General features: G+C 52.8%; 8 protein-coding genes. 5 read left to right on the top strand and 3 right to left on the bottom strand.

All coding sequences use genetic code 11. The features are described 5' to 3' along the window. Positions 1-91: 91 nt before the first annotated feature. From HG1285_RS10270 to HG1285_RS18750, 4 genes are read left to right on the top strand one after another with little or no spacing between them, the layout of a single operon-like run. Positions 92-2533 (top strand): ATP-dependent Clp protease ATP-binding subunit, encoded by a 2442-nt coding sequence (locus HG1285_RS10270; protein WP_008287270.1) that lies wholly within the window; start codon positions 92-94, stop codon positions 2531-2533. A gap of 39 nt (positions 2534-2572) precedes the next feature. Then, positions 2573-4906 (top strand): outer membrane protein assembly factor BamA, encoded by a 2334-nt coding sequence (bamA, locus tag HG1285_RS10275; RefSeq protein ID WP_008287269.1) that lies wholly within the window; start codon positions 2573-2575, stop codon positions 4904-4906. A gap of 15 nt (positions 4907-4921) precedes the next feature. Continuing rightward, entirely contained in the window at positions 4922-5737 is an 816-nt protein-coding gene (gene thiD / locus HG1285_RS10280) for a bifunctional hydroxymethylpyrimidine kinase/phosphomethylpyrimidine kinase (RefSeq protein WP_157560553.1), read from the top strand. Beyond that, positions 5719-6246 carry a JDVT-CTERM system glutamic-type intramembrane protease gene (locus tag HG1285_RS18750; RefSeq protein ID WP_008287267.1) on the top strand — a complete coding sequence of 176 codons (528 nt, stop codon included), beginning with the start codon at positions 5719-5721 and terminating at the stop codon, positions 6244-6246. The genes thiD and HG1285_RS18750 overlap by 19 nt, the downstream gene beginning before the upstream one ends. On the opposite strand, the gene aroD is transcribed toward HG1285_RS18750, so the two are convergent. Next, on the bottom strand, positions 6184-6840 hold the full coding sequence (gene aroD, locus HG1285_RS10285; RefSeq protein WP_008287266.1) for a type I 3-dehydroquinate dehydratase: 657 nt from the start codon (positions 6838-6840) through the stop codon (positions 6184-6186). The two genes, HG1285_RS18750 and aroD, sit on opposite strands and share 63 nt — an antisense overlap. 9 nt (positions 6841-6849) lie before the next feature. Then, a complete protein-coding gene (locus tag HG1285_RS10290) occupies positions 6850-7971 on the bottom strand; it encodes an MFS transporter (RefSeq protein WP_008287265.1) in 1122 nt (373 codons plus the stop codon). A 64-nt stretch (positions 7972-8035) separates the two neighbouring features. On the opposite strand from HG1285_RS10290, the gene HG1285_RS10295 reads away from it, so the two are divergent. Further along, a complete protein-coding gene (locus HG1285_RS10295) occupies positions 8036-8335 on the top strand; it encodes a hypothetical protein (protein ID WP_032496608.1) in 300 nt (99 codons plus the stop codon). 3 nt (positions 8336-8338) lie between these two features. Here the strand turns inward: HG1285_RS10295 and gltB are convergent, their stop codons facing one another. Further along, complete coding sequence (gene gltB, locus HG1285_RS10300) at positions 8339-12832, bottom strand: glutamate synthase large subunit (RefSeq protein ID WP_008287263.1); 4494 nt, start codon at positions 12830-12832, stop codon at positions 8339-8341. Between the last annotated feature and the right edge of the window lie 97 nt (positions 12833-12929).

Below are 12929 nucleotides of genomic sequence, written 5' to 3'. Positions count from 1 at the left end.
GGTGTCAAATGATGGGGGTCAATGACTTTACGCATGGTATTGTCATTAGTCTTTCGTATTGTTATCTTATAAACTCAAGTGAGGTTAGAACATGTTTGAAAAGTTTACGGAAAGAGCAAGACAGGTAATACTCCAGGCAAGGGAAGAGGCGCTTGACCTGGGACACAGCTACCTCGGTAGCGAGCACATACTGCTCGCACTGATAAAGGAAGAGGACATACCTACCCTGGTGCTGTCCAGGTTCGGTCTTACACCTGACAAGGTTAGAAAGGCGATAATGGGTCAGGTCAACAGGGGCTCCCACACGGGAGAGATACTCTTCGCCCCTGACGCCAAGCGCGTCATAGAGTTTGCGGTGGAGGAGGCGAGGATACTCCACCACCAGTTCGTCGGTCCCGAGCACCTCCTCATAGGTATAGTGAGGGAGAAGACGGGACTCGGCGGAAGGATACTGAGAGGCTTCGGTCTTGACGAGTACTCTGTCAGAAGGGAAGTCCTCCAGATACTCGGAGAGCTACCTCCCCAGGAGAGTGTAAAGTATGCCCCGACCCCCAATCTGGACAGGTTCTCAAGGGATCTGACCCAGATGGCGAGGGAAGGAAAGCTTGATCCTGTAATAGGTAGAGAAAGGGAGATAGAGAGGGTAGTCCAGATACTCGTCAGGAGGAGGAAGAACAACCCTGTACTGCTGGGAGACCCCGGAGTCGGTAAGACCGCCATAGTGGAGGGTCTCGCCCAGAGGATAGCCAACAAGGAGGTTCCAGAACCTCTCCTGAACAAGAGGGTGGTAGCCCTTGACCTCGCAGCCCTCGTGGCAGGAACGAAGTACAGGGGTCAGTTTGAGGAAAGGTTAAAGAACATACTCAAGGAGCTTGAGAAGGCTCCCAACGTTATACTCTTCATAGACGAGATACACACCCTCGTTGGTGCGGGTTCTGCGGAGGGTTCAATAGACGCCTCCAACATGCTAAAACCAGCCCTCGCAAGGGGTGAGATACAGGTCATAGGTGCCACAACCCTTGACGAGTACAGGAAGTACATAGAGAAGGACGGGGCACTTGAGAGGAGGTTCCAGCCCGTCCTCGTTGATCCGCCCTCCGAGGAGGATACGGTTCAGATACTCTACGGACTCAAGAAGAAGTTTGAGGAGTTCCACGGCGTGGAGTACACACCCGAGGCGATAGAGAAGGCTGTAAGCCTGTCCGTGAAGTACATAACCGACAGGAACCTGCCCGATAAGGCGATAGACGTGGTTGATGAATCCGGAGCTCTGGTCAAGCTCAAGGCGATGGACTTGCCTCCAGAACTCAAGGAGCTTGAGGAGAGGATAAAGGAGCTTGAGAAGGAGAAGGAAGAGGCTGCGAACGAGCAGGACTATGAGAAGGCTGCGAACATAAGGGACGAAGAGCTCAGGCTGCGTGCTAAGTTTGAGAACCTGAAGGCTAAGTGGAAGCAGGATATGGAGAAGGACAGACCCAAGGTAACCGCCGAGGACGTGGCGGAGGTCGTCGCGAGGTGGACGGGGATACCCGTAAGAAGGGTTCACGAGAGCGACATGGAGAAGCTCCTCCACATAGAGGACGAACTCAAGAAGCGCGTAGTAGGTCAGGACGATGCCATAAAGGCTATAGCCAAGGCTATAAGGAGATCAAGGGTCGGTCTGAAGGGCAAGCACAGACCCATAGGTGTATTCCTCTTCTTGGGACCCACCGGTGTGGGTAAGACGGAGACCGCTAAAGCACTCGCTGAGTACCTCTTTGGAACTGAGGAGGCTCTGATAAGGTTTGACATGTCCGAGTACATGGAGAAGCACACCGTCTCAAGGCTCATAGGCGCACCTCCCGGATACGTAGGTTACGAAGAGGGCGGACAGCTCACCGAAAAGGTCAGGAGAAGACCTTACTCAGTCCTGCTCTTTGACGAGATAGAGAAGGCTCACCCGGACGTCTTCAACGTCTTCCTCCAGATCTTTGACGACGGGAGGCTCACCGACGGGCTCGGTAGGACGATAGACTTCTCCAACACCATAATCATCATGACCTCTAACCTCGGCGCCCGCATGATAGTCCAGGGCGGAACGATGGGCTTTGAGAAGAAGTTCGGTATGATTGACTTTGACCAGATGAGAAAGAACGTGATGGATCAGGTAAAGAGAACCTTCAACCCCGAGTTCCTCAACAGGCTTGACGAGGTCATAGTTTACAGACCCCTTGATAAGAAGGATGTTGAGAAGATACTTGAGCTTCAGGTCAAGGAGGTCAACGAGAAGCTGGAAGAGTGGGAGATAAAGGTAAAGCTCCACAAGAGCTTCGTTGACTGGATAATAGAGAAAGAGTACAAGCCCGAGTTCGGAGCGAGGAGCCTCAAGCGTGCCCTCCAGAAGCACGTGGAAGACCTCCTTGCGGAGGAGCTCATAAAGGGAACTCTGAAGGACGTAGACACGGTTGAGATAAGGGTCAGGAGCGGTAAGCCCTACATAAAACCGGTCAAGAAGAAGGAAAAGCTGGAGGAAGCTCTGCTCAAGGAAACTTGAGGGCGGGGTCTCCTCCCCTTCTGATATAATACGTTTTCTGTGATACGACCCGTTCTCTATATCCTGCCTGTACTTCTTTGGGCAGGTCTGACCTTCTCTCAGGTTGTAAGCAAGATAGAGATAAAGGGGAACAGGTACGTCCCGGAAGACCTGATAAAGGAGATCCTCGTAACCAAGGAGGGAAGCGAGTTCTCCGTAGAGAAGGTTCGTGCAGACATAAGGAGACTCTTCAGAACTGGGTTCTTCAAGAGGATAGAGGTTCACAGGTTTGACGAGGACGGCAAGGTCAGGCTGCTCTACGTTGTGGAAGACCAGCCGGTTATATACAAGATTGAGTTTGAGGGTAATGAGGAACTGGACGACGAGGACCTCGCTGACAAGCTCGGTATTGAGACGGAGGTGGGCAAGCTTGACGTTGATGAGCTCATAACGGGTTACACATCAAGCCCGGCTATAGAGGAGAGGCTTGAGATACAGAGGAGAATAAAGCTCGGCAGGGTTCTATCCCAAAAGGACATAAAGTTTCTCATAGACAGGATAAAGGAGATATACAGGGAGGAGGGCTACCCGGATGTGGAGGTGAGTTACGAGATAGTCCCCAAGAAGGGAGCGTCCAAACTCGTCTTTCACATAAAGGAGAGGGAGCAGAAGTACGTAGTGGATATAGTCTTCAAAGGGAACAAGACCTTCTCCGACGGAGACCTTATGGATCTGATGCAGACTGAGGACAGGAACATACTTATCTTCAGGTTAAAACCCCCCTTCAGCGAAGAGGTTCTCAAGGAGGACATAGAGAGGATAAGGGAGTTTTACAAGGGTGAGGGGTTCCTTGAAGTCAAGGTGGACTACAAAGTTGAGAAAAAGAACGGGAGGCACGACATATACATATTCATTGAGGAGGGTCCGAGATATAAGCTGGGAGAGCTAAGGATAGAAGGAAACACCCTCTACGCTTACTCCGAGCTCGTTGGGAACATTCTTAAAAAGAACAAGAGGAAGGGTGGTTTTTACCGCGAAGCGGTCATTCAGAAGATCAAGGGAAATATAAGGAGTCTCTACGCGGAGATAGGCTTTGCCAACGTTTTCGTTGAGGAGAGGAAGGAGATAGACACCCGCGGCAAGAAGGTTAACCTCACCCTTAAGGTTCATGAGGGCAAGCCCGTTTACATCAGGAAGGTTAAGATTGAGGGGAACTACGAGACCAGGGACTACGTGATAAGGAGGGAGCTGAGGGTTCAGGAGCAGGAGCTCGCCATAAAGGGTGGTATAAGAAGGTCAAGGAGCAGGATTCTCAACCTCGGCTACTATGAGGACGTTCAGATACAGCCTATACCTGCGGGAGATGAGAAGTGGGACCTCCTTGTGAAGATAAGGGAGAGGTTCACGGGTCAGTTTTCGGTGGGTCTCTCTTACAACGAGGTGACTAAGCTTTCTGCTTTTGTCTCCCTCAAGAAGGGGAACTTCATGGGGACGGGAGATGTGCTGGGTCTTTCCGTTAGCTACGGTTCTCAGTACAAGGACAACTCCATCTCCTATACGGACAAGTGGTTTATGAACAAACCCGTTGACCTGACTTGGTCGCTCTTTGACCGGAGAATAGAGTACACGACCTACACCGTTGAGAGGCAGGGTGCGAGTGCCACCTTCTCCAAGGAGTTCTGGGAGTACTGGCGCTGGTCAATCGGTCTGAGCTTCCAGAGGATAAAGTATTCCGACATAGACCCCAACGCCTCGGTGTTCGTCAGGGAGCAGGAGGGTAGGAGAGAGTCAAGGAAGATCATCTTCGGCTTGTCAAGGGACACGAGGGACTTCTTCCTCTTCCCAACGGAGGGCTCTTACGCAAGCCTGAGCTACTCGCTCGCTGTGCCTGCCCTCGGGGGGACGGAGAAGTTCCACAGGGTCGTGCTGACAGGTTCAAAGTTTTTAAAGGACACCTACTTTGATTCGGGCTTCGTGTTCTCAACTAAGGCTACAGTGGGTTTCGTTGAGCCCTACGGGGGTGAGGAGGTTCCCCTTGACGAGAGGTTCTTCGTCGGTGGTGACTTCACCATAAGGGGCTACGACTACGGTATGGCGGGGGTGGTTGACCAGAACAACGACCCCATAGGCTCTACCAAGGAACTGATACTGAACTTTGAATTGAACTACAAGCTACACGATATGCTCTACACGGGAGTGTTCTACGATACAGGTCTGGGAGCAAACAGCTGGGGAGACTTTGACCCGAAGAACTGGAGGGGAGGCTACGGTGTGGGGATAAGGTTCATAACTCCCATGGCTCCCATAAGGCTGGACTGGGCGTGGAAGACAAAGAAGGTGCCCGGAGATACCTCCAGCTCCAGAATACACTTCGTCATAGGAGGGTTCTTCTGAGCCTATATTATTCCCATGATGAGCGTCCCGAGGGCTCTTACGATCGCCGGCTCCGATCCGAGCGGTGGTGCTGGTGTGCAGGCTGACCTTAAGACCTTCACAGCCCTTGGAGTTTACGGAATGAGCGCCATAACATCCCTAACCGTTCAGAACACCGAAGGTGTCCTTTACACTAAAGACTTACCCGGTGAGCTCGTTTACGACCAGATAAGGGTTGTGGCTGAAGATATAGGGGTTGACTCCGCTAAGACCGGTATGCTCTCAAGCTCAGAGATAGTCATCAGCGTGGCTAAGGCTGTAAAGGACTTTGGTATAGACCGGCTCGTCGTGGACACCGTCCTGAAGTCCAAGGGCGGTTACCCTCTTCTGAAGGAGGACAGCGTCCAGGCTCTTATCAGGGAGCTCTTCCCTCTCGCCCTCCTTGTGACGCCCAACATTCCTGAGGCTGAACTCCTGTGTGGGGAAAAGGTAGAGAAGCTCAGGGACATAGAGCTCTGTGCCAAAAAACTGCTGGATATGGGACCGAGGGCTGTTCTTATAAAGGGTGGACACATGAGGGGAAGCAAAGCTATAGACGTTCTCTACACCGGAGGAGACGAGTTTCACTACTTCGTGGGAGATAGGGTGAAGACCAAGAACACCCACGGGACGGGATGCACCTTTTCCGCGGCGATAACCGCCTTCATTGCGAGGGGATACGAGTTTTACGAAGCCATAAAGAAGGCTAAGGACTACATACAGGGTGCCATAGAAAAAAGCCTTGATCTCGGGAAGGGGAACGGACCCCTCAACCACATGTGGAACTTAGAGAGATGCACAGAGGACTTTTAGCCTATGCGGGGCTTTTGGTAGCCCTGGCTGTAGCGAAGCTCTTTCCAAAAATAGAGCTGCTGCCCTTCCTTTATATGCTCACGCCCATGTTCTTTCTGTCGGACAGAGAGCTTGGCTTTAAGAATTACCGTAGAGGTCTCCTTTACGGCTCCGCCTTCTTACCCCTCCTGCTCCTTTTCCCCCCTGACCTCTCCTGCCCTGCGTGGGTGTTGAACCAGCTTGGTATAGCGACTGCTGAGGAGGTCTTCTTCAGGGGCTTTCTCATGGGTTCAATGGGTAACCTGCCCGTATCCTTCCTCTTCTCTCTGGCTCACCTCATACACTTTCCTACATTCAACTCTTTGCTCGTATTTTTTCCCTCTCTCATATTCGGATACGCTTACCTCAGGAGTGGCTCAATCATAGCGCCGATACTGCTACACTTCTCGGCGAACCTCTTCTACCACTCACTTGTAAAGGAGTTCCCTCAGCTTTACCACCTCCTCCAGAGGCAGCTGACCGGGGGCTAAGCTCTCGCCCAGAGCGGCGTAGGTTATGACGGAACCGAATACGTAACCCGCAACCCTTGACACCCTGCCTATGTCTCCCATGGATATTAGTATCTTTTCATACTTCTCCTGATTGCCCACACAGAGGAGTCTCGCAACGTCCTCGTAAGAGTTAGCCCTGACCGCAACCTTGGGTATCCCGCCGTACCTGTGCCCCTCCCTCAAGACCTCCCTGAGTATCCAGTTGGGCGGGGTAAGATCAAAGTTGTGGAAAGAAACGATAAGTTTTCCACCGCCCCTCGTAACGGCGTTCCTGACCGGGATTATCATCTCCCTTGAGGATAGCTCTATGTCCGCGTAATCGCAGAGGGGGGCTACCTTCTCAAATATCTCCCTGCGGTTCCCGACCTTCCTGCCACCCTCCTCGGGGCTTCTGACGGTGAGTATAACGCCGAGCCCTGTCTCCTTAACCTCCTTTACACGCTCCTCCACGTATTCCGTATCCGTTTTCTCAAACTGGTCTACCCTGAGCTCAACGAGGTCTGCACCCTTCTCCTTAGCCTCCCTTACCCTCTCTGAGAAGTTTTTCTCTGTCAGAGGGACAGCTACGAGCATGGTAATTCATTATATCAGCCGGTTCCTGCGCAGATACCAGAACAAACCCAGCCCTACCAGAGGAAAGACCGCCATCATACCTGCGGAGAGCCTGTAGTCATCTCCCGTAATGTAGAGCAGTAAGCTCCATACGACCAGCCCCGTGGTTGAGGCAACCCTCTCGGTCAGAGAGAGGAAAGAGAGCCTAACGCTCGCCTCTCCCTCGGGAAACTCACTGAGTATGAGAACCCGTGATGTAGTCCAGATGTGTGAAAGAGACAGACCCGCAAGAAAGCCCCAGATCAGAACGACCTCCTTCGTCGCAAAGGGCAAAGTCACCAGAAAACCTATCCAGAGCAAGAAACCAGCCCAAAAGACCCTCCTCACACCCAAAAGGTCGCTCAGCCTCCCCCAAAAAACGCCCCCGAAAACGCCCCCCAGAGCGGATATCCCTATCACCCTATATATCTGGACGCTCTCCATAGAGAAGACCTCTCTCAGATACACCCCCATCATGGCGACCAAGGTGTTGGCAACCTCCGTCACGCTCAGTATGGAGAGTATCAAGACCACGAACCTCTTATCCCTGAAGACCTCCTTTAGGCTAACCTGCTGCGTCTGGGAGGGGTTCTTTATAGTTAAGAGAGATGGGAGAAGAAAGATCATAAATAGAATAGAAGTTACATAATAGACCTGCGGTGCTTTTAAGTTCTCCGCAAGGAAAACGAGGGCGAACGCTGACCCCACGTAGCCCAGCGCAACACCCAGACCTGAGGTAAAGCCCCTCGTTTCAAAGGTCAGAAGAAGAGAGTTGTAAAAGACCAGCGCCTGCTGGTGGAGGATAGCCATAAGGAGGAAAACAGAGAGGGCGAGAATCGGAACTCCGTAAAACACACCTATCAGAGAACACGCCAGACCCGTCAGAATACCGAACACTCCGAAGAACAGCTTTCTAAGGGCACGGGCGTCCGCCAGCTTACCCAGATAGAGGGCGAACCCGAAGGACACGAGGAAGGAAAGCCCGTAAAGTAGGCTGTAAAGTTTGGTGTCTATGTGCTGGGTTATGTAGAGCGGGAAGAAGGTTGAGAAGACGAGGGCGGAGAGGATGGTCTCTCCCGTGTCAAAGATCCCGAAGGAGACCTTTCTAAGCATAAATTGGATTATGTCAGAAACCGAGCGAAGCGGAGGTTATATAAATTAAAAGGGAGATGTGGTGATGTTTGACTGGCTTAAAAGGTGGTTCTGGTTTGACCCTGACGATGATGATGACAGCCTTTACAAAGACGACACCGACTCGGGAAACGACTTCGTTACAGACCCTAAATACTGCTTTTTGGAAGGGAACATATATCATGACATATGTGATGACCACCACGACCACCTGTGGGACGACTCCGACAGCCACGACACTACCGAAGACTGGAGTTACTGGGACGACACCACCGACGATTGGCACACTACAAACGACTGGGACACCTGGGACGACTTCTCAAGCTCTTGGGACGATGACTGGTGATCCCTACCTGCTGAGTATCTCCACCTCACACTCGTCCGACTCGCCGTAAGGGTCTCTCTTGCACTGCTCCAAGGGTATCACCTTCCAGAACTTGCCCAGATACTCCTCAAAGTTGGCGAGTATCTCCTTAGCCCTCGGGCTGTTGGTGTATTGGTAGTGCTTCTCTATCAAGCTCTTTAGCTCCTCTATCTCATCTTCACCTACGAGCCTTCTGGCATAGACGTAGGCGTAGTTGAGCTTGTGTTCAAGGGTTCCGTCCTCGTCAAGTATGTAAGCGTGTCCTCCTGTCATACCGCCGCCCACGTTGTAGCCCACCTCTCCGAGCGAAACGATCACACCGCCGGTCATGTATTCGCAGAGGTGGTGTCCCGTTCCCTCAACCACAGCGGTGGCACCGCTGTTCCTGACTCCGAACCTCTCTCCAGCCCTTCCCGCAGCGTACAGCTCTCCACCTATGGCTCCGTATAGACAGGTGTTACCCATTATCACGTTCTCGTGGGTGTTCTTCACACCTTCAGGGACGAGTATCACCTTACCGCCCCACATTCCCTTACCCACGTAGTCGTTGGCGTCTCCTATGAGTTTGATGGTAAGTCCTCTATGGTTGAAGGCTCCGAAGCTCTGTCCAGCGGTTCCTCTGAAGGTGAGCCTTATGGTGTCCTCGGGAAGTCCCTCGTCCTTGTACTTTAGGGCTATGTGGTAGTTGAGCTTGGTGGGTATAGTCCTGTGTATGTTCCTTATCTCGTACTCCTTCTCAAAGGGCTGACCTTTCTCTATGTAGGGCAGGACTTCCCTCAGTATCTCGTCGTTGAAGTTGGGAGCAGGGTTGTCGTTGCGATCCACGAGGCACCTTCTCGGTCTATCCTCCGGGTATCCCTCCAGGAGAGCCTCCACCTTTATCCTCTTGGAACCAGGAAACTCGTCGTATCTGACCACCTCTATGAGGTCGGTTCTGCCTATCACCTCGTCAAGGCTCCTGACACCCATCTGGGCGAGTATTTCCCTAACCTCTCTGGCGACAGCCTTAAAGTAAGCCATAACGTTCTCAACCTTTCCCTTGAACTTAGCCCTGTACTTAGGGTCTTGGGTAGCCACGCCGGTGGGACAGGTATTCAGGTGACAAGCCCTCGCCATCACGCAGCCTTCCGCTATCATGGCGGCAGTTCCGAAGCCGAACTCCTCCGCACCGAGGAGAGCGCCAATTATCACGTCCTTACCCGTCCTCATACCTCCGTCAACCCTTACCCTTATCTTGTCCCTGAGGTCGTTCTCCATGAGGAGTCTCTGGGTCTCCATGAGACCTATCTCCCAGTAGTTGCCCGCATTCTTTATGGAGGAGTAGGGTGAGGCTCCCGTTCCGCCTTCCGCACCGCTTATCTGGACTATGTCCGCATACGCCTTGGCGACTCCCGCCGCTATCGTTCCGACTCCGTGCTCCGCAACCAGCTTGACGCATACCCTCGCCTCCGGGTTAGCCTGCTTCAGGTCGTGAATGAGCTGGGCAAGGTCTTCTATGGAGTAGATGTCGTGGTGGGGAGGGGGAGATATGAGGGTAACTCCCGGCTGGGAGTGTCTGAGCTTGGCTATGTATTCGTTTACCTTGTGTCCGGGTAGCTGACCGCCCTCTCCGGGCTTGGCACCCTGAGCTATCTTTATCTCTATGTCCTTGGCGGTAGCCAAGTAGGTGGGCGTCACACCGAACCTTCCGCTGGCAACCTGCTTTATGGCAGAGTTCTTTATCGTCCAGTATCTATTGGGGTCTTCTCCGCCCTCTCCGGAGTTGGACTTCATACCCAGCCTGTTACACGCCTCCGCTATCACCTCGTGCGCCTCGGGTGAGAGGGCTCCCAGGGACATACCTCCCGTGACGAACCTCTTGAGTATCTCCTCTTCGGGTTCCACTTCCTCTATGGGTATGGGGTTGTCGGACTTTCTGTAGGAGAGGAGGTGTCTTATGAAGGTAGGGTGCTGGGAGTTGGCGAGCTCGGAGAACTTCTTATAATCCTCGTAGTCTTTGGTATCAAGGAACTTGTGAAGTGCCCTGACCACGTGGGGAGACCATGCGTGGAACTCTCCTCCCTTTCTGAACTTCATGTCTCCGCCGTAATCCAGCTTGGGTTCTTCCGTGTCGTAGGCGACGTTGTGTCTGGTGAGGGTGGCGAGCTCTATCTCCTCTATCCCGTCCGCTTCAAGGGTTACGGGCGTTCCCGTGAAGAACTTATCAACCACCTCCCTGTTGAGACAGACCGTATCAAATATCTGGGCGCCGTGGTAGGAGTTTAGGGTGGATATGCCCATCTTGGACATGATCTTGAGAAGCCCGTCCTCTAAAGCCTTCCTGTAGTTGAAGACCGCCTCCTCGTAGGGAACTTCTAATTTACCCTTCTCGCAGAGTTCCTTTATGGTCTCGTAGGCGAGGTAGGGATAAACCGCGCTGGCTCCGTAGCCTATCAGACAGGCTATCTGGTGTGTATCACGGGCTTCGCCCGTCTCTACTATGAAGGATACCTTAGTTGAGAGACCTTGCTTCGCAAGGTGTTTTACACAGGCGGACACAGCCAAGAGGCTCGGTATGGCGACCCTGTGCTTGTTTATGTAGCGGTCGGAGAGGATTATTATCTCCGCACCTTCACGGACAGCCTCCTCCACCCTCCTCTGGAGGGTCTCTATGCCCATCATGAGGTCGTTTATGGGTATCTCCTCGTAGAGGGCGTCCATGATTATCTCGGATATACGCCTCTCGCCAGCCATGTCTTGGAGTTCAACGATGTTGTAGCTCCTCTCTTTGGGATAGCAGATGGGCAGGCGGACGACCTTGAACTCCTCCTGACACTCTATAGCCCTGAGCTGGTAATCAAGGAGTATGGGCGAGTCTATCTGAAGTCTCTTGGCGTGGTCGGGGGTCTCCGCAAGGAAGTTCCTTTTGTGCCCGAGGTTCATCTTGAGGGACATCACGATCCTTTCCCTTATGGGGTCTATGGGCGGGTTGGTGACCTGAGCGAACCTCTGCTTGAAGTATCTGAAGAGAAGCTTGGGCTTCTCCGAGAGGGGCGGGAGGGGGGTGTCGTCTCCCATGGAGAAGGTGGGTTCTTTGCCCGTCTGAGCCATGTATTGGAGGACGTTCTTTATCTCCTCCTCTGTCCAGCCGAAGGCTACCTGCTTTCTGACCCTTTCAGGGTCTTCAAGGGGTTCGCAGAGGCACATGTTCTCGGTGAGCTTGGAGAGTCTGAGGAGGTGCTTGTCTATCCACTCCTTGTAAGGCTTTCTGTGGGCAAGCCCTTCCAAGACCTCGTGGGTCTTCTTGACCTCTCCCTTTTCCATGTCCACCACAATCGTGTCTCCGGGACCCAGCCTTCCCTTCTCCTTTACCTTCCTGTCGGATAGGTCTATCATTCCCACCTCCGAGCCCAGAACCATGACGCCGTCCTCGGTAAGGACGTATCTGGCGGGTCTGAGCCCGTTCCTGTCAAGGTGGGCGCCTATCTTGTTCCCGTAAACGAAGGCTATGGCAGCTGGTCCGTCCCAGGGTTTCATCAGTAGGGACTGGTACTCAAAGAACGCCTTGACCTCGTCCGAAAGCTCCGGAACGTGCTCCCAAGCGGGAGGTATGAGCATGTTTATGGCGTGCTCGGGAGAGAAACCGACGAGACAGAGAAGCTCAAAGACCTTGTCTAAAGAAGCGGAGTCACTCTCCTCGTAAGAGACCAGAGGCTTTATTAGGTCTTTCTTGTCTCCCAAGACTTCGTGTTCAAGCTCGTGCTGGAGGGCTACCATCCAGTTTCGGTTGCCCTGTATGGTGTTTATCTCTCCGTTGTGGGCGGATAGTCTGAGGGGTTGGGCGAGCCTCCAGTTGGGCAGCGTGTTGGTGGAATACCTCTGGTGGAAGAGGCAGTAAGCGCTCTCGTAGTCGGGGTCTTTCAGGTCGGGGTAGAACCTGTCCAGCTGGGGTGCCACGAGCATTCCCTTATAGACGATCTCCCTCGTGGAAAGGGAGGGGATATAGACCTTTTCGTCTCCGAACTTGTTCTCTATCCTCTTGCGGATGAGGTAGAGCTTTACCTCCCTCTGCTCTTGGGGGATTCCCTCCATGTCAAGGAGAAGCTGTTTTATGGTGGGCATGACCTTTAGGGCGGACTCACCCACCGCATCGGTGTCCGTGGGAACCTCCCTCCAGCCGAGAACCTTTATGCCTTCTTTGATAAACTCCGAGACTATCTTGTCCTCCAAGTTGTCGTAGAGGAAGAAGACTCCCACCGCAAGGTTATCAAGGCTTGATATCTCGTAGCCCAGATCATCTATCACCTTCTTAAAGAACTTCTTGGGTATCTGTGTAAGAACACCGGCGCCGTCGCCGGTCTTTCCATCTCCTCCTATCGCCCCTCTGTGGGTCAGGTTTTTTACCGCCTCCACCCCCCATAGGACTATCTGGTTGTCCGCCTTTCCGTCTATGTTGCAGACGAAACCCACTCCGCAGGAGTCGTATTCTTGTAACTGCATTCTCACACCTCTCGCAGGAAATTGAAAAGTATATATAATATACTCCCTTTATGATGAAACTCCTTTCTTTTTAGGCTTCAGAAGGTATCCTTTTAGC

Source organism: Hydrogenivirga sp. 128-5-R1-1, assembly GCF_000171895.1.
The sequence above is the reverse complement of the archived record's forward strand: the minus strand, read 5'-3'. Positions and strand labels throughout refer to the sequence as shown.